General features: G+C 34.0%; 33 protein-coding genes, 1 riboswitch and 1 other annotated feature. Of the genes, 26 read left to right on the forward strand and 7 right to left on the reverse strand.

Annotated features, from left to right (window positions below; all coding sequences use genetic code 11):
* Positions 1-84 precede the first annotated feature (84 nt).
* Positions 85-196: riboswitch (guanidine-I (ykkC/yxkD leader) on the forward strand.
* A gap of 272 nt (positions 197-468) precedes the next feature.
* From CDZ89_RS07640 to CDZ89_RS07670, 7 genes are all read left to right on the forward strand, one after another.
* Positions 469-807: a DMT family transporter gene (locus CDZ89_RS07640; RefSeq protein WP_096153555.1), complete on the forward strand. Its 339-nt coding sequence runs from the start codon at positions 469-471 to the stop codon at positions 805-807.
* Positions 808-1,122, forward strand: a complete 315-nt coding sequence (locus CDZ89_RS07645) for a DMT family transporter (RefSeq protein WP_096153556.1) — start codon at positions 808-810, stop codon at positions 1,120-1,122. It begins immediately after the preceding gene.
* A 22-nt stretch (positions 1,123-1,144) separates the two neighbouring features.
* Positions 1,145-1,897, forward strand: a complete 753-nt coding sequence (locus CDZ89_RS07650) for a methyltransferase domain-containing protein (RefSeq protein ID WP_096153558.1) — start codon at positions 1,145-1,147, stop codon at positions 1,895-1,897.
* A 292-nt stretch (positions 1,898-2,189) separates the two neighbouring features.
* Entirely contained in the window at positions 2,190-2,711 is a 522-nt protein-coding gene (locus CDZ89_RS07655; protein ID WP_100333458.1) for a hypothetical protein, read from the forward strand.
* A 20-nt stretch (positions 2,712-2,731) separates the two neighbouring features.
* Positions 2,732-3,163: a hypothetical protein gene (locus CDZ89_RS07660; RefSeq protein WP_100333459.1), complete on the forward strand. Its 432-nt coding sequence runs from the start codon at positions 2,732-2,734 to the stop codon at positions 3,161-3,163.
* 83 nt (positions 3,164-3,246) lie between these two features.
* On the forward strand, positions 3,247-4,017 hold the full coding sequence (locus CDZ89_RS07665; RefSeq protein ID WP_096153563.1) for a class I SAM-dependent methyltransferase: 771 nt from the start codon (positions 3,247-3,249) through the stop codon (positions 4,015-4,017).
* A 48-nt stretch (positions 4,018-4,065) separates the two neighbouring features.
* Positions 4,066-5,118 (forward strand): DUF2332 domain-containing protein, encoded by a 1,053-nt coding sequence (locus CDZ89_RS07670; RefSeq protein WP_096153565.1) that lies wholly within the window; start codon positions 4,066-4,068, stop codon positions 5,116-5,118.
* A 119-nt stretch (positions 5,119-5,237) separates the two neighbouring features.
* Here CDZ89_RS07670 and CDZ89_RS07675 read toward each other — a convergent pair whose 3' ends face one another.
* Both CDZ89_RS07675 and CDZ89_RS07680 read right to left on the reverse strand, forming a co-directional pair.
* Positions 5,238-5,690 carry a GNAT family N-acetyltransferase gene (locus tag CDZ89_RS07675; RefSeq protein ID WP_096153567.1) on the reverse strand — a complete coding sequence of 151 codons (453 nt, stop codon included), beginning with the start codon at positions 5,688-5,690 and terminating at the stop codon, positions 5,238-5,240.
* Between the two features lie 3 nt (positions 5,691-5,693).
* The gene (locus CDZ89_RS07680) at positions 5,694-6,293 is read right to left on the reverse strand and encodes an HD domain-containing protein (RefSeq protein WP_096156896.1); all 600 of its coding nucleotides are present in this window, start codon (positions 6,291-6,293) and stop codon (positions 5,694-5,696) included.
* A gap of 462 nt (positions 6,294-6,755) precedes the next feature.
* Here CDZ89_RS07680 and CDZ89_RS07690 point away from each other — a divergent pair, with 462 nt between their 5' ends.
* From CDZ89_RS07690 to CDZ89_RS07715, 6 genes are all read left to right on the forward strand, one after another.
* The gene (locus tag CDZ89_RS07690) at positions 6,756-7,229 is read left to right on the forward strand and encodes a GNAT family N-acetyltransferase (RefSeq protein ID WP_100333460.1); all 474 of its coding nucleotides are present in this window, start codon (positions 6,756-6,758) and stop codon (positions 7,227-7,229) included.
* Between the two features lie 83 nt (positions 7,230-7,312).
* Positions 7,313-7,759 (forward strand): GNAT family N-acetyltransferase, encoded by a 447-nt coding sequence (locus tag CDZ89_RS07695; protein WP_096153571.1) that lies wholly within the window; start codon positions 7,313-7,315, stop codon positions 7,757-7,759.
* Between the two features lie 23 nt (positions 7,760-7,782).
* Positions 7,783-8,208 carry a hypothetical protein gene (locus tag CDZ89_RS07700; protein WP_096153574.1) on the forward strand — a complete coding sequence of 142 codons (426 nt, stop codon included), beginning with the start codon at positions 7,783-7,785 and terminating at the stop codon, positions 8,206-8,208.
* Between the two features lie 63 nt (positions 8,209-8,271).
* A complete protein-coding gene (locus CDZ89_RS20105) occupies positions 8,272-8,730 on the forward strand; it encodes a nucleotidyltransferase domain-containing protein (protein WP_227521462.1) in 459 nt (152 codons plus the stop codon).
* A 471-nt stretch (positions 8,731-9,201) separates the two neighbouring features.
* Positions 9,202-9,479, forward strand: a binding site (T-box leader).
* A 63-nt stretch (positions 9,480-9,542) separates the two neighbouring features.
* Positions 9,543-11,183, forward strand: coding sequence for a methionine--tRNA ligase (gene metG / locus CDZ89_RS07710; protein ID WP_100333461.1), 1,641 nt, complete (start codon positions 9,543-9,545; stop codon positions 11,181-11,183).
* A 150-nt stretch (positions 11,184-11,333) separates the two neighbouring features.
* Complete coding sequence (locus CDZ89_RS07715) at positions 11,334-11,534, forward strand: hypothetical protein (RefSeq protein WP_096153580.1); 201 nt, start codon at positions 11,334-11,336, stop codon at positions 11,532-11,534.
* 147 nt (positions 11,535-11,681) lie between these two features.
* Here CDZ89_RS07715 and CDZ89_RS07720 read toward each other — a convergent pair whose 3' ends face one another.
* From CDZ89_RS07720 to CDZ89_RS07730, 3 genes are all read right to left on the reverse strand, one after another.
* Positions 11,682-12,116, reverse strand: coding sequence for a hypothetical protein (locus CDZ89_RS07720; protein WP_227521463.1), 435 nt, complete (start codon positions 12,114-12,116; stop codon positions 11,682-11,684).
* A gap of 284 nt (positions 12,117-12,400) precedes the next feature.
* Positions 12,401-12,643 carry a hypothetical protein gene (locus CDZ89_RS07725; RefSeq protein ID WP_096153582.1) on the reverse strand — a complete coding sequence of 81 codons (243 nt, stop codon included), beginning with the start codon at positions 12,641-12,643 and terminating at the stop codon, positions 12,401-12,403.
* A gap of 339 nt (positions 12,644-12,982) precedes the next feature.
* The gene (locus CDZ89_RS07730; protein WP_096153584.1) at positions 12,983-14,707 is read right to left on the reverse strand and encodes a hypothetical protein; all 1,725 of its coding nucleotides are present in this window, start codon (positions 14,705-14,707) and stop codon (positions 12,983-12,985) included.
* Between the two features lie 360 nt (positions 14,708-15,067).
* Here CDZ89_RS07730 and CDZ89_RS07735 point away from each other — a divergent pair, with 360 nt between their 5' ends.
* From CDZ89_RS07735 to CDZ89_RS20470, 6 genes are all read left to right on the forward strand, one after another.
* A complete protein-coding gene (locus CDZ89_RS07735) occupies positions 15,068-15,463 on the forward strand; it encodes a hypothetical protein (protein ID WP_157842696.1) in 396 nt (131 codons plus the stop codon).
* A 111-nt stretch (positions 15,464-15,574) separates the two neighbouring features.
* Entirely contained in the window at positions 15,575-16,039 is a 465-nt protein-coding gene (locus CDZ89_RS07740; RefSeq protein ID WP_100333463.1) for an NUDIX hydrolase, read from the forward strand.
* A gap of 87 nt (positions 16,040-16,126) precedes the next feature.
* A complete protein-coding gene (locus CDZ89_RS07745; protein ID WP_096153589.1) occupies positions 16,127-16,492 on the forward strand; it encodes an NUDIX hydrolase in 366 nt (121 codons plus the stop codon).
* A gap of 237 nt (positions 16,493-16,729) precedes the next feature.
* Complete coding sequence (locus tag CDZ89_RS07750) at positions 16,730-18,190, forward strand: protein adenylyltransferase SelO (RefSeq protein ID WP_100333464.1); 1,461 nt, start codon at positions 16,730-16,732, stop codon at positions 18,188-18,190.
* 161 nt (positions 18,191-18,351) lie between these two features.
* Positions 18,352-18,552 carry a hypothetical protein gene (locus CDZ89_RS07755; RefSeq protein WP_100333465.1) on the forward strand — a complete coding sequence of 67 codons (201 nt, stop codon included), beginning with the start codon at positions 18,352-18,354 and terminating at the stop codon, positions 18,550-18,552.
* A gap of 417 nt (positions 18,553-18,969) precedes the next feature.
* Entirely contained in the window at positions 18,970-19,053 is an 84-nt protein-coding gene (locus CDZ89_RS20470) for a putative holin-like toxin (RefSeq protein ID WP_227521574.1), read from the forward strand.
* Between the two features lie 260 nt (positions 19,054-19,313).
* Here CDZ89_RS20470 and CDZ89_RS07760 read toward each other — a convergent pair whose 3' ends face one another.
* A complete protein-coding gene (locus CDZ89_RS07760) occupies positions 19,314-19,718 on the reverse strand; it encodes a DUF4181 domain-containing protein (RefSeq protein ID WP_096153592.1) in 405 nt (134 codons plus the stop codon).
* Positions 19,719-19,808: 90 nt separating this feature from the next.
* Here CDZ89_RS07760 and CDZ89_RS07765 point away from each other — a divergent pair, with 90 nt between their 5' ends.
* The 7 genes from CDZ89_RS07765 (at position 19,809) to CDZ89_RS19910 (ending at position 23,674) form a co-directional block, all read left to right on the forward strand.
* Positions 19,809-20,330: a DUF6886 family protein gene (locus CDZ89_RS07765; RefSeq protein WP_100333466.1), complete on the forward strand. Its 522-nt coding sequence runs from the start codon at positions 19,809-19,811 to the stop codon at positions 20,328-20,330.
* Between the two features lie 66 nt (positions 20,331-20,396).
* Positions 20,397-21,128, forward strand: a complete 732-nt coding sequence (locus CDZ89_RS07770; RefSeq protein WP_100333467.1) for a hypothetical protein — start codon at positions 20,397-20,399, stop codon at positions 21,126-21,128.
* A 15-nt stretch (positions 21,129-21,143) separates the two neighbouring features.
* Positions 21,144-21,935 (forward strand): DUF817 domain-containing protein, encoded by a 792-nt coding sequence (locus CDZ89_RS07775; RefSeq protein ID WP_100333468.1) that lies wholly within the window; start codon positions 21,144-21,146, stop codon positions 21,933-21,935.
* 26 nt (positions 21,936-21,961) lie between these two features.
* Positions 21,962-22,396 (forward strand): hypothetical protein, encoded by a 435-nt coding sequence (locus CDZ89_RS07780; protein ID WP_100333469.1) that lies wholly within the window; start codon positions 21,962-21,964, stop codon positions 22,394-22,396.
* Between the two features lie 356 nt (positions 22,397-22,752).
* On the forward strand, positions 22,753-22,953 hold the full coding sequence (locus tag CDZ89_RS19605; protein WP_157842697.1) for a hypothetical protein: 201 nt from the start codon (positions 22,753-22,755) through the stop codon (positions 22,951-22,953).
* Positions 22,954-22,977: 24 nt separating this feature from the next.
* Positions 22,978-23,514: a histidine phosphatase family protein gene (locus CDZ89_RS07785; protein ID WP_100334276.1), complete on the forward strand. Its 537-nt coding sequence runs from the start codon at positions 22,978-22,980 to the stop codon at positions 23,512-23,514.
* A 19-nt stretch (positions 23,515-23,533) separates the two neighbouring features.
* On the forward strand, positions 23,534-23,674 hold the full coding sequence (locus tag CDZ89_RS19910) for a hypothetical protein (protein ID WP_176483701.1): 141 nt from the start codon (positions 23,534-23,536) through the stop codon (positions 23,672-23,674).
* 324 nt (positions 23,675-23,998) lie between these two features.
* Here CDZ89_RS19910 and CDZ89_RS07790 read toward each other — a convergent pair whose 3' ends face one another.
* A complete protein-coding gene (locus tag CDZ89_RS07790) occupies positions 23,999-24,427 on the reverse strand; it encodes a ferritin-like domain-containing protein (RefSeq protein WP_100333470.1) in 429 nt (142 codons plus the stop codon).
* Between the last annotated feature and the right edge of the window lie 24 nt (positions 24,428-24,451).

A 24,451-nucleotide genomic window follows, 5' to 3' on the forward strand; every position in this document is an offset into this window, starting at 1 on the left:
TACCATTATAAAGGAAAGGGCAGAAAATATGTGATAATAATTGAAATAACAAGTTTGGATTTAGTATAATGGAATAAATTTAAATACAAAGCATTCTAGGGTTCCGTAGCAACTCAAGCTAGTCTGGTCCGAGAGAAGGCGCACGAGTAAGAAGTACGAAAGCTTGTGTACACGGAAGGAAAAAAGCCTGGGAGATATTTCATCACAATATCTCTCAGGCTTTTTTTAGGTTGTTCCGAAGAATATTGTTCATTAATTGAGCCTTTCTAGCGGTTGATTTCCGCGCATATCGTAGACTCCTGCGGGAGAAGCGGGGAGCGGGAGACCCCACAGGCGCTTGTGCCGAGGAGTAGGTTTTTTCACGACAGTGAAAATAACCTTCCTTTTTACCGCCCGCGGAAAGCGAAGATATGCGCGGAAATCAACCGCGGTATTTAAACAGCCTATGATAATTAAGGAGGAACCAATATGACCAAACACTGGATAAAAGTATTCATCGCGGCATTTTTCGAAGTAATTTGGGTCACTGGATTAAAATATGCCACAACTCCAACAACATGGCTAATAACCATCATCGCAATTATAATAAGTTTTTATTTAATGATTATGGCCGGAAAGTTTTTGCCTGTTGGTACGGTTTACGCTGTTTTCGTCGGGCTAGGCACAGCTGGCACCGTTTTTATAGAAATAATCTTTTTCCATGAACCATTGAATCCAACCAAGTTATTGTTTATAGGATTATTACTGCTCGGTGTAATGGGACTAAAAGTTGTGACAAAACCACAGCCGAAAGGAGAAGAAGCTTAAATGGAGTGGATGTACTTAATAATTGCTGGGCTATTTGAAATGTTTGCAGTAGTCATGATTAACAAATTGCACCACGATCGTAAGGTGTCTTCTTTTTTCCTTTTAGTAGGGGGATTTGGACTTAGCTTCTTATTTTTAGCACTAGCAATGGAGACTTTACCAATGAGCACGGCCTATGCTGTTTGGACTGGCATCGGGGCTGCAGGTGGAGCTATTTTAGGAATGATATTTTACAAAGAGTCGAAAGATTGGATGCGAATTTTCTTTATTAGTCTAGTAATTGGTGCTACGATTGGGTTGAAATTATTTTCGTAGTTAAAGGCAGGTAATGTTATAAATGGAAATGTACCAAAGTTTATGTGTGCAGTATTACGATATTGATAAGCCGACTGCTCCGGAAGATGCGTTTCAATTTTATTTACAGTATGTAAAAGAAGCAAATGGACCCATACTTGAGCCAATGTCAGGATCGGGAAGATTTTTAATTCCATTTTTACAACTTGGATATGAAGTAGATGGAATAGATGCATCGCCATCTATGAATCAAGCTTGTTTAGCAAATGCTGAGAAACTAAACTTAACAACTAATGTGTACGAGCAATTTTTGAATGAGCTTAACCTACCGAAAAAATATAACTTAGTTATCATACCAGCAGGTTCAATTGGACTGATAACAGATGATAGTGTATTAAAAGCTTCATTTGTAAAAATAAACCAATATATGGTGCCAGGGGCTAAGTTAGTGTTTGAAGTGGACACAGTAGAATACAAGCCAGAAAACTTTCATGTGGTAACGGGATCTATTAGAGAACGTGCAGACGGAGCAAAGATTTATATGACAAAATTTGCTGACTCCTACGACGCAAACACAAACGTAATGAGGTCTATTCATAAATATGAATTATTTAAAGATGGTAAATTGCTAGATTCGGAGCTTGAGGATTTCCGTGTAAAGTTATTAAAAAAAGAATCTATTTTTCAGCTTTTAGAAGAGTGTGGGTTCACTAATATTAAAACATATAAACTTTACGAAAAAGTCGAACCAGTAAATGATGCGATGGAAATCATAATAGAATGTGAAAAAAAGTAAAACAAAGACGCATACCAACACTAACTAGCATAGGAAAAAGTATATTAAAGTAGTGTATTTCTCACCAGAAAAAACACTGCTTTTTTTGTATTTGTTTGTGTAATTATATGGTAAAATTGGAAAAGGGGTTTGTTGTTTTATTAACCAAACAGAAGTGTTGAGTTAACGTAAGTATAATAACTTTTGTAAAGGGAGAAGAAATCTTGATGAAAAAAAGTTACTTTCGATTGTATTGTTAAGTGCCTGTAATAACAACGCTGATACTTCAGAACAAAAGGAATTAAGGGAAAAGTTGATTGAAGTTACTCAATTAGCTGGTGAATTAGAGTTAGAAAAAGAAGATATTGATAATGCGATAAATGAGGCTGCTTCATTAGATCTCCAAGGTGAAGCAAGAGATTGGTTAGTTCGTACTTTCTTAATTTATATTTCTGCTGGCAAAGAAATAGAGAATAAAGAACAAGTATATGAGGACAGTCAATTGTATATGTTATATGAACAAACGTGGCAAGATTTAGCTTTTGAAAGATACGGAGTTGAGTTAAACGAAGAAAGATTACAGGAGATTTTAGAAATTACTTTAAACCCTCTAAAAGAAGAAGAGTTTGAAATACCTTATTATCTTGCAAATGCATTGGGGTATAGTATAAATGAATTTTTTTATATCTTTGATAGACATATCTATGAGAGATGGGAAATCGGTGAGAAGTTATATCCGTTATTAGAAGAAGAATATAAACTAAAAGATAATCAAGAAATAAGTAACAAATATAGAATGGAAGTTATTGATGAAATAGTAAAAAATCAAGCTTGAACTAATGGGAGGGGTAGTTTTTGACAAGAAAAGTGTTGTTTTTTTTATTATGTATATTTTCGTTGACAACTTCTGTTCAGGCACTAAGTTGGGCTTATTCTTTTGTTGTTTGGAATGGGAATGTTTATGAAGTTACAAATGAAAATGTGCTTGAAGGTGAAATAGGTAAGATCATAGGGGAAGTGAAAACGAAACCTAATGATATGACTGGGAATTATTATGGAGATGCATCAAACGCTTACCCAAAAGGAACAAAATATTATGAAATAAGTGGTACACCTACTAAAAATTCTATTGCTGTAGAAGTCGAAGAGAAGAAGTGGCATAAAGCGGATTTTGTTCACAAAGCACCTTTTCATTGGATGAATTTAGCTAAAAAAATAGCACCTTTACTAATTTTAGGGGCTGTCGTTGTAATCATTATCTTACGAATGAAGAAGAACAATAATTAATAGTTTTGTAGTCACTCGCAAAGAACTAAATGAAAGAATTTCAAGAATTCAAGTAATTTAAATTCATTGAAAAGGAGACAAAAATGGTTTTAGATAATTTTGAAGAATATGATGATCCTATTTTATATGATAAAGAAAATGAATCATATATACCAGAGGTACCATTACTATTAAAATGGGCGGAGAAAAAACAAGGAACCATTATTGATTTAGCTTGTGGTACTGGTAGAGTAACGATTCCTTTAGCTAAAAGTGAGTATAAAATTGTAGGTGTAGATATACATAAAGGAATGTTAACCGAAGCCGAAAATAAGGCTTCCAAACTTAATTTGCAAATAGAGTGGGTAGAACAAGACTGTACGAAACTGAATTTAAACATGAAGAGTAATTTGATATATTCAGTTGGTAACTCCTTTCAACATTTCCTTACAAACGAAGCACAAGATGGATTACTAATGTCTATAAACAAACATTTAGAAGTTGATGGAGTTTTCATTTTTGGTACAAGGTTTCCTAGTGTTGAAGAATTACTACAACCAAGTACAGAAGAGTTTTGGAGAACTTATACAGATAGTGAAACTCTAAATACAGTGGATGTATTTACTATTAGTGACTATGACTCATTGAATCAAATTCAACATTACACAACGATTAGGAAATACAAAAACATTGATGGTGAAATTATAAATGAAAAAAGAACTAACATCAGTTTAAGATATGTATTTCCTAAGGAAATGGAAAGAATATTGCACTCTCATGGTTTTGAGATCCTTCACCTTTACGGCGACTGGAAAGAAACACCAATCACTAACGAAAGTTATGAAATGGTTTACGTATGTAGGAAGATAAGTTAGTTACTAGTAAAGGTATTTAGGAGATTGTTATAGAAAGGAGAAGTTTCTTTGGCTAATTACGAGCTTTTGTCTCAAACTTTTTTGAACTTTGCGGAAAAGGAATGTAAATGGTCTAGTCTATTATATGAATTTTTGTCTATTAAAATTTCTAAAGATGATAAACTTCTTGAAATTTGTAGTTATGCAGGTAAGGGGCAACCTGTCCCAAACCTGTTATTTGGTGCAGTACATTATCTTTTAATAAAAGGTAAAAATCATCCATTAAAGGAGTTTTACCCGAGTATAGTAAGTAATCCAAAATCATATAAAGACTCGTTTGAATTCTTTAAGGATTTTTGTTTAAAATATAAGAATGAAATTGAATCAATCCTCAAAACTAGACTTGTCCAAACGAATGAAGTACGAAGATGTGCCTACCTTTATCCTGTTTTTTGCACGATTTATGAGAAAGTGAAGAAACCATTAGCACTTATTGAAATTGGAACTAGTGCAGGGCTACAACTCCTTTGGGATAAGTATTCCTATTCATACAGACAAAATGATATTTATGGCAATATTGAATCCAAACTTCATATTACAGCAGAAATTAAAGGAGAAAATACTCCAATCCTCCATTCCACACCTCCACCTGTATCAACAAGAATGGGAATAGATTTAAATACCATTGATTTAAATGATGAAGATGAGAAATTATGGCTTAAATCCTTAATTTGGACCGAACATACAGAGAGGCTGTTAATGTTTGAGGAAGCTTCGAATTATTTTAAAGAAGTACAGGTTAGTTTACATAATGGTGATGGAGTTAGTTTATTACCTAATTTTGTTGATACAATCAAAGAAGATAGTGTAATTTGTATTTTTCATACTCACGTTGCAAACCAAATGACTTTAGAAATGAAAGAACAACTGTTGCAAACTGTAGAAGCTATCGGTAGGAAAAGAGACGTTTTCCATATTTACAATAACATTCAAGATAGGTACTTACATCTTGATTACTATTTGGATGGTATGGAAAGTAAAAATACAATTGCTGAAACCGATGGACACGGTAGATGGTTTAAATGGTTTTTAGAAAGCCAAAATGCTAAACAAGTAGAATGATAAAGTTGTTCCAAAAAAGGAATTTAATCCATTAAACAGCCATCTTAGCTCTATTAATCGCTAAGATGGCTGTTTTGATGGTCCCCCTTAAGGGGATAGCTTACTAACTAATTAGTAGTTCATTCTTTTAGAAACTCAATCTCAAAGAGAGGATAGTTAGGATCTTCTTCTATAGACTCTAAGCCTAATCTTTTGTAAAATTCCACTGCTTTCGGGCTAGAGTTCCATTGTAGCCATTTAGTATTTGTAGAAATAGCCCAATCTTTAATAGTTTCCATTAGTATTTTACCAACACCACTTTTGCGGTAAGGTTCGAGTACAAACATATCGTGAATTCTACTAGTGATTTCTCCGCTGCGTAAATGAGGTCCATAAGTTTGAACCCATGTGTAACCTACTATCTTTCCATCATATATCGCTACGGGAAGAAAATAAGCAGTATTTGTTACTATTAACTCAAATCTTTCTTTTGTGTTTTCTTCAGAATCTGTTTTACCAATTTCTTTCAATAGCGGCCAAAGCTCTTCCCAATCTGCTAGCGTAGCACGTCTCGTACAAATTCGGTTGTCCATTTTCTAACTCCTAACTTTTGCTTTTTGCTTAAAGCTATCAACATCATAACCTGCTTTTATCATTTCATCTTCAGCTTCATTAACGATGATATCCTTTAAGCATGTGAGCGTCTCGTCAAAGTTCACATGTTTGCCAAGAAGAAACGTCATTTCAAATTCTATTTCTAGCCAAGTGTCAATTCCGGCTTCGTTATGTTGAAGTTGTGCTTCCAATTTATCAAGGGCATTGGCTACTTTGGCCTCGAAAGTTTGTTTTTCTTCAAATTCATGCCAAAGCATAAATAGGTGCTCACCAACTTCAGAAGGTAGACTGTCTCTAATTTCTATAATGGCAGCCAGTTCTTTTTGCCTTTTGGACTCAACTGTACTTTGGGAAGTGAGGGTGTCAAAGGCAGGGACATCACCAGCAATCGCTTCGATGATATCGTGGATTGAAATCATCTTCAACAACTTTTCCATCTGAACTTTTTGGCTCAAATAAGGCTCGAGTAAAATCGCCATAAATGCAACGCGCCACGTATGCTCTGCAACACTTTCATGACGACCGTTGGATAACCAACTATGTCGCATTTCCATTTTTAATTTTTCTCCAAGCTTTATCATCGAAAGAATTTGTTGCAACGGTGAAATAGAATCTACTTTTCTCGTACGTTCCAGTTCATCCGAATAGTAGCGAACTTTCTTATTATGAACGGTAGCATATTCTATTTCTCTTTTTGTAGACTCTCCAATGTAGCCGCATACATCGATAACAAAAATTTCATCGGATAAATCTATTTTCTTAAAATGTAACTCACCGAAAAGTTTTGCTTCTTCAACGGTAACTTGTTTTCCTTCACTTTTTTCAAAAAATCCAACACTGAAAACAGCATATCCTTGCTTCGTTAAATAGTCGTTCGCTTCCTCGAACTGCGCTTTAAATCTTGTAGAACCACACAACGTAACAACTTTCATCCTTTTCCCACCAATTCTATTAATATATAGTATTAGTATAACAAGAAATTTCTAGAGTCGTTTAGAAAAATAATACAGCACGTACAAGAAAATATAGAAGGTGAAGATAAAATGAAAATCCGTTTTGTAAAAAGTTCAGATTATGAAACAATATCTCTATTAATCAACGAATGGTGGGGAGGAAGAAATATGTCCGACATGCTACCAAAGTTATTTTTTGATCATTTCACCAATACTAGTTTTATTGCAGAAAAGGACGGAGTAATTGTTGGTTTTCTGATAGGTTTCCTATCCCAATCTCAACCTGAAGAAGCCTATATTCATTTTGTTGGAGTACATCCTGATTACAGAAAACATCAAATTGGTAAAGAACTCTACCATCAATTTTTTCATGTTGTAAAAGGAAATGGCAGTAACGTTGTTCGATGTGTTACGTCTCCAGTAAACAAAGTGTCCATTGCTTATCACACTAAAATGGGATTTGAAATCGAAATTGGCGATTCAAAAGTGGATGGGATTGAAGTCCATTCAAATTATGATGGCCCAAATCAAGACAGAGTACTTTTCATAAAACATTTGAATTAATATCTACATGCGAGCAGGTGAGACAAGCAGGTTTCCTACATCAACTTTAGATATAAAACGAAGATAATGAATGAGGGATTAAATTGATTAAAAGAATTGATATTACTGAAAGAGATAACGCTGAGAGTGTTTTAAGAGTTCAAATACCTTCTTATAAAGTAGAGGCTAAGATAATTGGTTCATATGAGATACCGCCACTAAAAGATACAGTTGCTAGTTTACAACAATGCGGTGAAACATTTTTTGGTTATTACTTAAATGAGGAATTGTGCGGAGCCATTTCAATAAAAGTAGAAAAAGAGGAATTGGATATACATAGGTTAATTGTACACCCAAACCACTTTAGAAAAGGAATAGCACAATCTCTATTAGATTACCTGGAAAACAATTTTGAGTTTGAAACAATAAAAGTAGCGACAGGATCTAAAAACTATCCAGCAGTTACATTTTATAAAAAAAACGGCTTTCAAATGAGGAACGAAGTTTATGTAACCGAAAACTTATCACTTACTTTTTTTGAGAAAAACTAAATATCTTAATGGAGGATAAATTAATGGATTTACTTAAACAAAGGATATTACAGGCCATGAAGTTAACATATGATTTTTACAATTATATTGATGGGGTTTGTTTAACTATGAAAATTTCTAATGTACCTTCTAATACAATTGGGGATCAGGCATATTGTTTGATCGGAGCGAGAGAAAGTTATTTAAAAGCATTGAGAGTTGGAGAATGGGCTGGGTTTGATTGTAGCCTAAATGACAATAAGGATAAGGCATTAATTTTGAACAAACTAGAAGAAACGTATACTAATATACAACGTTTTTTTCATGAACCAACTAAGGAAGATAGGAATATGAATCTGTTAATTGACCTATTAGAACACGAGGTGCAGCATCATGGTCAGTTAATTCGCTATGCTTATGCTAATAAAATGGACTTCCCTAAGAGCTGGAATGAACGCTATACAGTTTAAACTCGATATGAAATGTTAGCCCGAGAGCAGCAACACCAAATTTATGGAGCGGGGGAACTGATTATGATTTTAGACGATGCAGTAGACGCGATAGCAAATAGCCTTATACAAGACAAAAGGGTCCAGTCCATCTTTTTAAAAGGTTCGATGGGGCGGGGTGAGCAGGACGAGCATTCAGATATAGATATGTACTGTCTAGTAGATGAAGAAGATGTAGAGGAGTTTAATCAAAGTAGAATCGGGCACTTAGAGTCTTATACCAAACTACTTTTTCACGATGAAATATTTATTGTGGCTCCGCAAATCCTGGCGGTCTACGAGAACTTCGTACATGTGGACCTGTTTACGGTAACAGAACAAACATATATAGAAAAAGATTACATAAAAGTCCTTTACGATCCAGCCAATAAGCTAGAGAAATTTAAGCAAAATCAGAATTTAACCTTATCAAAAGAGGAGTTTCAAGACGCAGTAGATGATATTGCGTGGTTTATGTTCCAGTATAAAAAGTCTTCTGCATGAGGAAATGATATATGGTCGGTTAATATGCTGCATCATGTTATGACGAATCTATCAAGAGTATTACTCCACAAATATAATCCAAACAAGGCACAATTGGGGTTGAAAACCATGGAGGCCTCTCTTCCAGAAGAGGTAGTTCAATATACTAAATTAATCTATGAAACTATTACACCGAAAAAACACAATGAGGCAGTTAAACTTATATGTAATATATTAACTAATGAGTCTCAATGGATTTTCGAAGAGGTGGCTAAGCCTGATAAAATAAAGCCGTTGTGGGAGCGGATAATTGATGCAAATATATGAAAGTGAGAGAGGGTGTTGAGAACAAGTTTTACTATAGAGGGAAAATAACTAGAACAGTTGGAATTTTGTGTTTAGATAAATGTAAGATTATCGAAAGGTGTAAATAGTTTCCAAAAAAGTGTTGACTTTAAGTCACAATTTGAATAAACTATCGTTAATTATCAAATAAAGGCTTTGAAGAGAAAAAGTAGAATGAAATGGTTTTTCACCAGAGAGCTTCGGTAGCTGAAAAGAAGCAAAAACCTTCGTTTGAACAATGGTCTCTGAGCTTCGTACTGAACATACTTATGTATAAGTAGGATACGACGAGTTTTGGCACTCGTTATCAATGTCACAGTATAAGAGTAAGATAAGTTAGTTACTCCGTACTCGTTGAGGCAAATAGTGTGAGCTATTTGCGAATTAAGGTGGTACCGCGTGGAGATTCAAACCTCGTCCTTAACTATTACAGTTAAGGCGAGGTTTTTTTGTTGTCAAAAATTAATTTTTATTAGGGGGTACTATGTATGAGTATTTTTATTGGCGGTGCATGGGCTTATGCTAATGGATCTTTGCATCTTGGTCATCTTTCAAGTTTGTTACCTGGTGATATTTTAGCGAGATATTATCGCTTAAAAGGAGAAAAGGTTTTATATGTATCGGGAAGCGATTGTAACGGAACACCAATTACAGTCAGAGCAAAACAAGAAGGTGTTTCTCCGAAAGTGATTGCAGATCGTTATCATAAAGAGTTTGAAGAATGTTTTTTAAAACTAGGTTTCTCCTATGATACCTATACAAGAACGGATACCGAACACCATCACAAAATTGTTCAAGAAATATTTTTAGAGTTACTAGAAAAAGGACTGATTTACAAAAAAGAGGTGGAACAAACGTATTGTGAACATTGTAAACAGTTTTTACCCGACCGATATGTTGAAGGATATTGTCCTTTTTGCAAGGATCCTTGCCGTGGAGACCAATGTGATAACTGTTCAACCATATTAGAACCGCTTGATCTACTTGAAAGGAAATGTAAAATTTGTGGGAACGAACCTACTACAAGATTAACAGAGCATTTTTACTTTTCTTTAAACTCATTTCAAACTGTGCTAGAAAAGTATACTCAAAAAGCGGAAGAAAATAGTCTTTGGAGGGAAAATGCTATTTCACTAACGAAACGCTACTTACAGGAAGGATTGCAAGATAGAGCAGTTTCTAGGGATTTGCCAATTGGAGTAAGTGTTCCAGTTGCTGGTTATGAAGATAAGAAAATCTACGTTTGGATTGAGGCGGTATCAGGCTACTACACAGCAAGTAAACTATGGATGAAAGACACTAATAAAGATGATTCTCCGTTTTGGAATCCTACTGCTAAATCCTATTACGTACACGGAAAAGACAATATACCATTTCATTCGATTATATGGCCTGGAATTCTTGCTGGCCTTGGAAAAGACCCGTTACCAACACACATTGTTTCAAATGAATATTTAACTTTAGAAAAGAAAAAATTATCAACAAGTAAAAATTGGGCTGTGTGGGTTCCAGATATTTTAGAAAGATATGAACCAGATTCCATACGGTATTTCTTAACAATCAATGCACCAGAGAAGCGAGATGCTGATTTCTCTTGGAAGGAATTCGTTTATAGCCACAATAGTGAATTATTAGGAGCCTATGGCAACTTTGTAAACCGCACATTAAAGTTTATAGAAAAGTCATTTGATGGAGCTATACCAGAAAAGGATGTTACTTTGAGTATTCAAGAAAGAGTTAATCGCCTCTACAAGGAAGTGGGTCATTGTATTGAAGGTGCTTCCTTCAAACAAGGTTTGGAAAAAATATTTGAGGTTGTTAGATTTTCAAATAAATATTTTGATGAACAGCAACCATGGAAACAAATAAAGGATGATACGGAGGCTTGTAAAAATACTTTAGCAAATTGTGTTTATCTTATTGCAAATTTAGCTCATATCCTTACACCGTTCCTTCCTTTCTCAAGCAGAAAAGTTAAGGATATGATAAACACAACAGAAACCGAATGGAAAGCGTTTCTAGTGAAATCAACACACATTACAAAGGTGGAACCGTTGTTTGAACGAATCGAGACAGCTAGAATTGAAGAAGAGCTTCAAAGCTTAAACAATCAAACTATAAAAGAGTAATTTGGAAGCATATATAGAGTATTATAAGTTTTTAGCATCAGCTAAAAGGTAGTAGAAGTGATAACTTTGTAATTAATTTTCATTAAACATAAAATCATCAACATGATATAATCCAATCATAAAAAGTTGCAAGATCAGGTAGGTTATCTAATGAAAATATACGCACTTAAAAAGCAATTTAAAGGATATAAAAAAGGAACAGAGTTCTACTTAGTGGCTGAATCAGAGTTCATTGGGGTTAAAGAGTTTGTATTGAGAACAAGAGATTTAACAAGTAGTGTTTCTATTAATGAAAGTGAAATTCTTAAAAATTTTACCTTGATAAAATATACTGATAACGAAACTTCTTAAATTATAGGTGTAAGAATTGGAGAAGAGCTCTTTTACGGAATTTATTTTACTAAGAAGAGAAAAGGTGAGAAGTATTTAATTGTGAATGAACAGAAAAAGGCGTATCAAATTAATTAGATACGCCTTTTGGACTTAGAAAGGATTTACTCAATCGGAACTATCCGTGGTAATGTTTATACTACCACCCTTAGTAACTTCTTGCATCCCAATAAGCTCCACTTCCAAATGGTCATGTAGAAAAGGTTCATCTATTTTCCAAGTGAAAGAAAACTTTTGAGGTTTATGAAATGATTTTTCCATCTCTTTATTGATAGCATAACCTATTAGCCTTCTTTCCCACCATGTTTGAGTTCCAGTAGGAATAAGCCAAAATAAAACCGTTTCTGTATTCTCAGCTTCTACGAAAATGGTTATTTCTTTTGTTCCCTTTGGTACTATTACCCAATTGTGTTCTTCTGGAATATTAGTATAAGCTCCCTTAATGACATTTGGTGGAGGAACTGTTACCTCGTTGTTAGTCAGAATAGTATTAGCCAGATTGCAAAAGAGACTAATAGATAAAATCATTTTTAGGATAAACATAATATCACCTTATGGGTATTATGCTCCGCCTTTGGGAGACTATGTAATAATATCGAAACAGCTACTTTGTTAAAATATTAACACAGTTTTTTTACCTAAAGGGATAATCATATTTTTTCTGGGATTACTTATACTTAAATCAATTTCATAATTACGGTTCGTTTTATCGAAATAGAAGATTAACATGTTTTTTTTGCTCTGTTAAAGTTTTATGATGATATCATAAAGAAAAAAAGAACTTCTTATAAAATTTATTAATTTCTACCTTCATTACGGGTTTTAAATTAAAGTCTATTTATACCTTCAATAATTTCTTTTGCTTTTTGAAAATCTTTTCTAAAGACTTTTATATGTTGTACAGGTGGCACACTCGCTGCAAATCTAATATCTGTTTTAGTGATACCGATTTTATACTTAATGCTATTTCTATTTAATAAATTCTTTACCTCTTCAATTCTTGAAATATTTGATGACGAAAAAATATCATAAGTTCTTGCTAAAAAAATATCAAATAACCAACTAAACATATATGTTACCCCTTTCAACATATTTAATAGTTATACGAAATACACATAATTTAGTTTCATAAAGTGGCTTAGATTTTTCTATTGATTATACCATTCATCAAAAATCCTACTGATTGTAAGATACTAGATGTATGTTAAATACGGTCTGGTGACAATTGTATGCTAGCTCCTAGCGTGTTTATTAAGGTGTATAAATACAGAATACGATTCTATTATTCGTTTTTCGTATAGTAGTCATACATTATGAATCGGACTCAGCTAGATGGCTTATTTTTTCAATAAAAAAGGCTCTAGTGAAAGGTGGGAATCCGCTACCTTATAATTAGAGCCTTCATTCATTTACGCTGACATCTCCATTTTTTCTTCACCAATTGCGTTGAAGATAATCGTTTCAAAGTTATCAACGTCTACATATTTTTCTGGGATGCGAAGAATAACTTCCCCATTTTCATCTTTGAATTGATAAAATTTTGTCTTAAAAGGAGTTGGGAGTAATTTTTCTCCTTTTTGCCATTTGTCTTTGATTTTTTCAAAATGAGCAACATCAGAGTAATCGATGATAATGGTGTTTCCGTTATGGATGTATTCAATGCCACCAATTAAAAGTGTCACACTTACTTTTTTACGGTTATATTGGCTAACGCCTAATCCAATAAGGGCCAATAAAGCAAAGAAACCATAGAAATAGTAGTCCTCTGTTGTTAATTGTTTAAAGCTCATTATAAACTTTGCAGCTACAAGAACGAGCAATCCTAATGCTCCATAACTTAATTTCGGATGAAACGTAATGATCTCTTCATTAATTGTTTCAATAATATGTTCTTGTAGGTCATCGTATAAGGTAATCATATGGTTTTCAACTGTATCTTCTTCTAATTTTGTAAAAATAGAATAAGTAACGCCAGTGTAATAAGGACTCGGTGGTGCAGAAATTTCTTGTGCTCCAACTAATCCAACATAATAACAATCATCTTCGAGCTCTTCATGGTACATTTTAAAACGAACTAAATGGTACAGCTCTACTTCTTCAGGGTCTTTATAAGGAGATACGTACTCAATGAAAGTAGGTGCTTTATTGTAATCAGAATGTCTGATTAACCAAAGTGTCATATCACTTAATGCGAACGCTTCGTGCGTGCAAAACTCTTTCGGAAAAAGAGAAAGAGAGTCTCTTTCGTCTAAAATAGAATAAAGAATATTTCTTGCTTCGTCATTTTTAGCAATATCATATAAGTAATTTTCTTCAAGGTCTGCTGTAGAGTTATGGGACAATATAGCTTGAACGATAAACGTTTGCACATAAGCATCATTAGTATTGTCTTTTATTTCTACTAACATGTTTTGTACTTCTTCCGATTGGAAGTAAGCTAACATGTTTATAAACAAACCAATGTTTGTTCGGATTTCAAAGTAGCTTTCTTTCCAAACGTTCCACATATTATGGTGACTCAAGCTAGATTGATATCGATAAAATTCAGGAAGTTGTTCTTTTAGTTGCTTAAGAACAAAAGGCTCTAAATCTTGAATAACAGACACTTCCATATTTTTATTTTCAATGTAACTAATAGCCAGTCGGTAAATTTCATCAGCAAAGTACGGTTGTTTCGCATAAGGGTTTAGTGCTGGGAAAAGAATTGGAGCATATTTTCCTTCGTCACTGAAACCTTCTAAGTGCAAATAAGGAATTTCTGTATCAGTGCCCTCGTTTTGCAGTAGCTTAATATATAACTCCACACTAGATTTTCTATTTAATAGTTGTAACATTTCTAGTGCTTTACTTTTTGCTCTAGCTGACATAAGAGGAAACGTCTTTTCAATGATGTTCATCATATCTGGGTGTGAATACTCGTAAACAAAAGTCATAATGCAAAAACTAGGGTCATCCATATCATCAATCGGATCAGGATAGCTTTTACCAGCAGCTATTATCATGTCTATAAATACTGGAATAGCTAGTTGGTCTACATCTAAGTCGTGTAGAGATTCCATCGCCTGGAATCGAACTTCAGGATCTTGAGATTCCATTTTATTTAATAGAGAATAAATTTTCACTTGAGCGTTCACACAGATTCCTCCGATTAGTAAAATACTTACATTAACATACTACAAACTAATCATATATCGATTTTTTTAGATGATAAGAGTCTAAATACCTATGTTTTTAAGTTTTTCATAGTAGAATTTCTAACTAAGATTGTGTATCCAACTCTATCGCCAACATAAAAAGTGAATTTGGAATATAAACAAGATTGTTGAATTGGATATATATGTTAAAATAAGGATATCTTTATGAGTATTTTCAATTTACAGAAAACAAAAAAGAACTTTAATTGGTTTTTGAATCATCCGGAGTAGACACAATGAATTATAGAACAATAGGTTTATTAATTATAGTCATATAAAGTAGGATGGAAGGAGGGGAAAATGATGAATAAATTGTTAAATGCAGTGTTGTTAGCGACTATAACTCTATTCATGCTATCTAGTTGTGGAAGGGCTGATGGTGGGAAAGTGACTGCCAGAGACGTATTGAAACAAAACAAAAATGCGGACATTATTCAATATGACAGCAGAGTTTTTAGCAATGTGACAAATCTAGAGTGGTTTGAAGATCGCAAGGAAAAAATCTCATTTTCCAAAGATTACTATGTAGGTGAAATCCAAAAACAGTCTAACAGCAGCTTATTATTTACTGATTTTTGTGCAACCAAACTACCAAAAGGGACAAAGATTTATGCTCTTGACGAAAAAGATGGTGGTATGCTGTTCGTTTATTATAAAGGGGAAGAACTCTATTATATGGAACTACTTGAAGGGTAGTTGTGTACTGGTACATACAACTATAGAATCTCAACCTGTGTGAAACATTTTGTGAAACAAGATTTTTCGGGTGGTGCCTGGCACCTGGGGTTAAAAAAGGGGGAAATGTAAATGGAATACTATAAGTATTTGAGGCAGTACGTAGGGCAAAAACCAATTATTTTACCTGGTTCTGTTGTGATTATATTAAATGAAAAAAGTGAAGTGTTACTGCAAAAAAGACACGATGGAAATTGGGGGTTACCTGGTGGCTTAATGGATTTGGGAGAAAGCTTTGAAGAAGTAGCAAAAAGGGAAGTCTTTGAAGAAACTGGGTTGGTGGTCGAAAATCTAAAGTTACTGAATGTATATTCTGGTTCTCAATATTACTTGAAAGTTTCAAATGGTGACGAATTATACTCGGTTACAGCAGTTTATTATACTAGCAATGCAAGTGGAGAAATAAAGATTGATTATACAGAATCAGAAAGAATGCAGTATTTCGGTATGGACAATTTACCAGAGAAACTTACTTCTGAGTATAGAGAGTTTATAGTACATTACATAGAACGTGAAAATTCTGCGAAGATTCGATAGAATTAATAATAAAAGTACTATAAAGAAGGCTCAGTTACTGTAACTGAGCCTTTCATTATATGAAAGCAGTTCGAAAGGAGATTCAACTTGATTAGAATAGCTGTAGGTGCACTTATAAAAAATCGAAAGAATGAATATTTGCTCGTTGAGAAAGTAAAATACGGAGAAGATGCTGGTGTGAAAGTAAAGATGAAAAGTGAATGGGATATTCCGAAGGGTGGAGTGAAAAAAGAGGATGAATCACTTGAAGCTGCTTTGCTAAGAGAACTAAAGGAAGAAACAGGTAGTGAAGAGTATAAAATCTTTAAGCAGTACAGTAACAAATTAGAGTTTATATTCCCAAAAAAAGTGCAATATCAATTAGGATACGAAAGACAACTAACAACTATTTTTCTTGTAGAGTACACAGGGGAAGATCCAATACTAATCCCTAACGACGACGAAATAAACTAATGTAAATGGTTTGTCAGAGAAGACCTACTAAACAAACTTAAGCACACAGAAATGAAAGATTTTATAAAAACAAACCTGTGAAACATTTTGTGAAACAATATTTTTCGGGTGGTGCCTGGCACCTGGGAGTAATTGGATTCGCGAGTCTATATGTGTGCGTCAATTTGTTTTGGAAGGGTATAATACCTACATACATAATTTTGACGAATTTAATACATGAATAGAAAGGATTCTGACATGACAAATCAAATTGGATGGAATTTTGATAATAGTTATTCCCGACTTCCCGAAACGTTTTTTTCAAGAGTAAAGCCAACACCAGTTCAAGTGCCACAAATGGTCATTTTCAATTCACCTTTAGTTACATCTTTAGGGTTACAATCCGAACCCCTTCAAAGTAAACAAGGGGTAGAGATATTAGCTGGAAACGCATTACCAGAAGGGGCGGAACCACTTGCTCAAGCATACGGTGGGCATCAGTTCGGATATTTTAATATGCTCGGAGATGGTCGGGCAATCCTCCTGGGAGAGCAGATAACTCCAAAGGGCGAAAGGTATGATATCCAACTGAAAGGACCAGGTAGAACCCATTACTCACGAGGAGGCGATGGCCGAGCTGCAATCGGTCCAATGCTTAGAGAATACATTATTAGTGAAGCTATGTATGCCCTCGGTATTCCAACAACTCGTAGTCTTGCCGTTGTCACTACTGGAGAGCCAGTCTATAGAGAAACGGAATTACCTGGGGCTATATTAACCCGTGTAGCTTCAAGTCATATTCGTGTCGGCACTTTTCAGTATGCAGCTAAATTTGGTGGAGTTGAAAACTTAGAGAAGTTAGCAGACTATACGATCGAACGTCATTTCCCAGAGCTTAGAGAAAACAAAGATCGTTATCTTTCCTTGCTTCGAAAAGTAATGCACCTTCAAGCATCCCTAATAGCAAAATGGCAATGTGTCGGCTTCATTCACGGAGTCATGAATACAGACAATGTCACAATATGTGGTGAAACGATCGATTATGGTCCGTGTGCATTTATGAATACGTATAATCCGGATACTGTATTTAGCTCTATTGATACACAAGGTCGCTATGCGTATGGTAATCAGCCTTACATCGGAGCTTGGAATATGGCACGATTTGCTGAAACGTTATTGCCAATTTTACATGAAAATGTGGAAGAAGGGGTAAAAATTGCGCAGGAAGAAATATCCCAATTTACAGAGATTTTTAAACACTACTGGCTATCAGGAATGAGAGCTAAACTAGGTATTATGAACGAAGAAGAGAATGATGAAGTATTAATTACGGAACTTCTTTCATTGATGAAAAAATATGAAGCGGATTTCACTAACACTTTTATTGCACTTACATTTGAAAAAATGGATGAGATTAAAATGTTCCAATCTGAAGACTTCTCTAATTGGAGAAACAAATGGCAAGAGAGACTTGATAGACAAGGACAATCAAAAGAATCCACCCACGAACTTATGCAAAACAGCAATCCATCTGTTATTCCGCGTAACCACCTTGTGGAAGAAGCACTTGAAGCAGCATCTGAACAAGGAGATTTTTCAGTAATGGAAAAACTGTTAGCTGAATTATCAAAGCCATATGAACATACAACCAAAAAAGAAAAATATTGCTCTATACCACCTGATGCCGATTCATCTTATCAAACATTTTGTGGAACATGATAACTTATTAATGCTTACTAAAATGCAGTCGTACTTTTCGACTGAATTTTTTGTTTAACTTTCTATTGCAAGGATTAAAAAAATCCATGTCGAAATAAATATTAAATAATGGAATATTTTAGTGACTAAAGAGGGTGACCTCTTTTTAAGGGGAGATTAAAATGGAAAGAGAAGAAAGAAAGAAATCTCAACAACTAACAGAAAAAGAAAAAGCAGTTGATTCTTTAGTTTTTAGTGGACTTTTTCAAGCTATTACAACTCGGAAAAAAGACTTTAATAAAAAAGTAATTCTCACATTGGTGATTGCAGGTACTTCAACTTCACTTTACCTTCTTGCCATTTGGATTATTGATACTTTCTAATAAAATGGCTCTTTTCATAAAGATTGTTGCTTTTTATGTATTTGAAAACTAGAGTGGATTGGAGCGGAAGGCACTGGACTCCTGCGGGAAGTAGAGCGAAGCGTGAGACCCCACAGGCGGAACGCCGAGGAGGCTCACGTCGCTCCCCGCGGAAAGCCAGTGCCTGTAGCGTAAAGGAACGGATAACATTCTATTGATAAATTAAATTATAAACAACAAAATATGCGAAAAGAGCCTTAAAATTAATAGTAAAGCATGTCTAAATACTCACCGTTAAACAAAAAAATAGGCAAAACTATTTAAATATTACAAATAATTAGAACGAACGTTTCGTTTCATGCTAAAATAAAGTCACAATAGTAGGTAAACTTAAGGGTGGTCAGCATTACCCCATTTTGAAAGGGGGTGATGCTTATGATGACAACATTTCAAACGCTTGTGTTGATGATTTCATTCGCAGGTTTAGTAGTGTCCATCATATCTTTTAAACACAAAAGATAATCCACCCTTGAGCCTGCCAGCAAGATAGGGTGGATTATTTCACGTATTTTTGCTGATCACCCATGAATGGGTATCAACTATTGTATCGACCAATTGGTGTTCTGAACACCTTTTGGTCTTTTTTAGTATATGCATTTAATTATTTCTATTATAACCGAAATAGACGTAGTTGAAAACCTATATGCGTGTACTACATAAATGTAAATTTATACTTATATAAGGAACAACTGATTTTTATTGTCGGAAATGCCCTTCTTGTATTATACAAAAAACTTATAAATCTCAAATTGTAAAACGACAAATACGATTAAGAAGAAAAGTCCGCAGTTACTTATAGTAATAACGGCGTCTTTACGCTGCTTATGTGTCCATTCGAATATGCAACGGACAATATCGGGAATAACTGCTAAAAGTGCAATAATTAGTAACACGTTATGAAACAGGATTGACTCATTTATGGACATTTTAACAATGAAATAAAACATCGTACATCCCATAATTATGCGAACAATCCAATCTATTTTTCTATGTAACGGACTTACATAAACGTATGAAAAGAATATTTTTCTGCGTCCCATCCTGAGCAGTTTACTTAGCAAGAGATTAAAAAGGTAAATGAGTCCAATTATTATACCTATCATTAATAGAAGTTTGCTGACAAACATGTGACGACCACCTTTATGATAAAATATAATTACTGAAAATTATGATAAAATAATTATAGCATAAAATGGAAGTTTGAAAAGAGGTTAATAATGAAATTATTCCACGTTAGCGAAGAAGATAATATTAAGATTTTTCACCCGCGTATTCCAACAAGGAAAGATTTAGTCGGATCAAAAGATCTAGTATGGGCTATCAATGAGCAATGTCTACCTAATTTTCTCACACCAAGGGACTGTCCACGTGTTACTTATTATTGCAACGAAAACACAACGATTGAAGATAAGAAAAAATACATATCTTCTGATTCAGTAGAGCATGTAGTAATAATAGAACATAATTGGTTTTCTATCATGAAAAATACAAAGCTATATTTATATGAATTCGACTCAACTCCTTTTTATCTTCAGGACGAAAATGCAGGATATTATGTAAGTGAAAAACCGGTGGAACCAGTTGATAAGGTAGTGGTAACGGATTTATTTGAAGCATTATTTGAACGTAATGTTGAAGTAAGAGTCACAGATAACTTATGGAATATAAGTGATGAAATTCAACAAACATCTTTTAATTGGTCTATGTGTAGAATGGGGAATGCCCAGCCTCGAGTATAAAAACTAGAAATATTTTGAAACTTATGATTGTTTCTGTCGTCTATAGTTATGGGGGTGGATTCATTTATGAAATCTTACATACACAAGGCGATAATCTTACTAGTTATTGCTACTTTAGCCGCATGCTCATCACCTAAACAGATCACGACAGAACCTGATGGAGAAAAGGTAATAAAATCCAAGTGTCCAGATGGAGAAATTGATTGGGTAGATTTTGTGATGATTAATGATGTGATGTATTACGGCGAAGATGATGAACTACGTCATTTCAAAGATTTCGAAAAAGGTGAAAAAATTGGCGAAGTAACATTTAAATTAGCGGATGAGGCCTGTTCCAATCACCGATCTAAAAATGGCCATGCTGCTTTTTTAAGGATAGGAACTCCAGTTTACGAGATGGTTGGGTATAAGTCGAATTTCCGTATCATTGCAGGAGATAAAGTATATCAAGTAAGTGAAAATAAAAAAGCAAAAACGATATCGGAGTTATTTGATATTGAAAACAAGGTAGCAAAATTAAGTATGGAAAGTACGTATGATGGTAAACATCTATTAGATTTTACAGAAGAAGAAAAAAATTCATTTATTGAAGAATACTTACAGCTAAAGCATGTAGGATTTAGTGAAATTTATAAAAGTATAATCCATGACGAAGAGATGGTTTTTCTTCGAGTACATTTAAATGATGGCTCCTCTTTCCGAATTAGCTATTGGTTAAAGTCGAATGTGTTAAATCCAGGGGCTTTTGGAACTGAAAATATGAAAAGCATTGTAGAAAACAGGGCAAATGAAACGTAAACAAGGAGTTATGTAATGAAACTAATTAGAGGACTATTAATCTTTGCCTATCAACAAAGTTTAGCATGTATCTTTCCAGTCGTTGTTTTTATGGCGATGGCTGTTTCTTTAAAAGTACAAATACCTTATCTACCTAGATACGATTTTATTTTGCTCGTATGTATTGTAGCCCAGTTTTTAATGGTGAAGTACGGTTTAGAAACGAAAGATGAATTAAAGGCGATTACCTTGTTTCATATCATCGGACTTGTATTAGAAATATATAAAGTGCATATGGGTTCGTGGGTGTATCCTGAGGTGGCTTATTTTAAAGTGTTAGATGTCCCATTATATAGTGGGTTTATGTATGCAAGTGTGGCAAGTTACATTATGCAAACTTGGAGAAGACTAGATTTAGAGTTTGTTCACTGGCCTTCTTCATGGATGACGATCCCTTTAGCCCTATTCATATACGGTAATTTTTTCACACACCATTACGTATATGATGTTCGCTGGGTTCTGATGGGTGCGTTATTTGTAGTGTTTTATAAAACGTATGTTAACTTTACGGTAGACAACCGCCGCCTAAAAATGCCTATCATCTTATCTTATTTTTTAATAGGGTTTTTCATTTGGGTGGCAGAAAATATTTCAACGCTCTTTGATGGATATCGTTATCCAAACCAAAGTGATCAATGGGAACTTGTACATATCGGTAAAATCAGTTCATGGTTTTTGTTAATTGTCATAAGTATTATTATTGTAGCGCAATTAAAAATGGTGAAAGCAAGTAAAGTGGTGGATGAGAAAAAAGCACAAGTGCTATAACCACCATAATGTTAGGGGGAGGAAGGTTGCATCCTACAGAACTTATAGAAATTATTTCAATAGTGGTAGTTATTTCAATTATAATAATTGCCACTTTGTTTTTAAAAGGAAAAATGAAAAAATTCGGCTGGCTCTTAGCAGTTATTGTACTTGTAGCTTATGTTGTTTTTTATTTTGCAAGGCCCATTTGGATTGACACACAAATAGACAAAAAAGTAGACCTACTTATACAATATTTAGAGGAACGCTATCCTGGCGAAAGCTGGGCTATCTTAACCGTTCCACATCGTGAAGATGGCTATAAACATTTAAATCCATACTATATTAGTGTTGTTTTTGAAAGTGAACCTGATGTTATTTATAGCTATTGGGTAGAGAAGGACAAAATCTATCAAATTAGTTTTGCTTCGGATAAACATTTTGATGAGTTTGAACATCTAGAAATCAATCTCAATGAGTAATATTACTATTTTTACTAGGGTGGTTATCTGTTATGGTAAAAATATGGTAGAATAAAATAACTAAATTTTCTAAATTTTAGGTGAGTAGAATGAATGATAGTAAAAGAAAAGTATGTTAGAATGAGAGATTATTGAAAAAGAATTTTTGTTAGTTGGCAAAAGCATTACGGCTAACATTCCATCTTCTTTTCCAAATGCAGCAATAAAAGTGCAACAAGAGCTTGAAAAAAAGAGAGATCTAGTAAAGAATGCAGTAGATAAATAAATCTTGTTCAGTCTTTATATGTGTAATGATATCATAGCTACATATTTTGCTTGTTTAGAAGTTTCGGACTTAGAACATATCCTAGAAGGAAATGATAGGTTTTAGAGTACCGTTAGTGAAATATGCAAAAGTAACTTGTACAAATAAATCAATCGAAAAGGGATATGGAAAAATCTTTGAGTTAAAAAATCTCTATCGGAAAAGAAGATTCAAACCATTTTTGATTGTAGTTGTTTTCTTTCATCCAGGAGATTGTAGAGATATTAATTCCGATTCAAGGATAGAAGCATAAAAGTGCTAGATTGGAGTGAGGAAGATAATTTACTGTATAAGACATGGCCAAACAGACCTGAACAAAGAAAAAAAATTACAAGGTAGACAAGGTATGCCCTTAAATGAAGAAGGATTATTCCAAGCAAATAATTTAAAAGAAAAATTAAAAGACATAACATTCGATTATGTATACTCTTCGCCTCAAGAAAGAGCCATTCAAACAGCAGAAATAGCAAATGGGTTAAATGCGATTATTGATGATAGATTAGATGTTTTTGATTTAGGAGAAGCAGACACACTAAAAACGCAAGAAGTAAAATGGGCGGGAGCTATTCCAGATTCAAACGTTTATGAAGGAGTAGAAGATCCTCAAGCCTTTGTTCAAAGAGTGTTTCATTTTATGAGCGAGTTGAAGGAAAAACATGGTGATAGAGAAATGAATATCTTATTATCTGGCCATAGATGTACAACAGGTGCTATAGGAGCTTATTTCTACGGTATTCCTGAAGATAAGAATATCATAATGTATTCATCTGATAATGGGGAATATAATATATATAGTTTTAAATTAAATAAGTAGTTAGAGAGGGTGGAGAAAGATGGAGTTAATCGCTATTCTGTTTCCGACAGTCATTGTGATCGTTTTACTATATTCATTTTGGAAAGTGAAAAAGAAAAGGAAGTTGCCTTCCAATAACTATACTCCTTTTGATGATATTACCGAGGGGAGAAAAAAGTAAAACAGGATTAGAGTCAATATAGCCTGTTTTGCTTTTGTTAAGTTATCTGACAAATTAATGTTATTTCATACGGGTGAATACAGTGAGCTAACGAATCGTTCATATATTATGTCCAAAGGTTCCAAATTTCAGATGAAGTTAAAGGTACATGGTGATTAGTTGTTTCCACTTGTAAACCTCCATTGCTTAATAATGCTCGGCCAAAATTCCTTGTTTATACATAAACTTTCCTTTTTTTATAAGAGTATGTATTAAAACAATTAAATAAATATGAAAATTAGTTGGAGAGTTAAATTTATATGAAAAGAGGAATAGCCTAAATGGTTATTCCTCCCAATGTTCAGCTAATAATTTTCGATGACGTTCGTGCTCATCCAAAATGGTTTGAATCATACTTTTGCTTACTTCATCTAAATCACCACGAACGAACTTTTCCATCATTTCCGAACCTAACTCTTCTCCTTTCATGGCACCTTTTATTAAGTCTTTCTTGTTTTTAGGAAAACCTTTTAATGATGAGATTCCTTCTTGAATAGAACCAGTGAAACCAACATCGTCCACCGCTTTCCCTCCAAGGTTTTGAATTCGTTCGGCAACGGTCATTGCATGTTTCTTATGGCTTTTCTGAATGGCTTGAAGTGTTTTTTTCACAGACGCATCTTCTGCATTTTCAATATATTGTTCATACGCATGAATTCCCATAAATTCGCCTTTTAAAAACTCATTTAATTCTTTTACCGTTTCGTTTTCCATTTAGAGTACCCCCTAATCTATTAA

It is taken from the genome of Bacillus alkalisoli (assembly GCF_002797415.1).
In the GTDB taxonomy this organism is placed as follows: Bacteria; Bacillota; Bacilli; order Bacillales; family Bacillaceae_I; genus Bacillus_CD; species Bacillus_CD alkalisoli.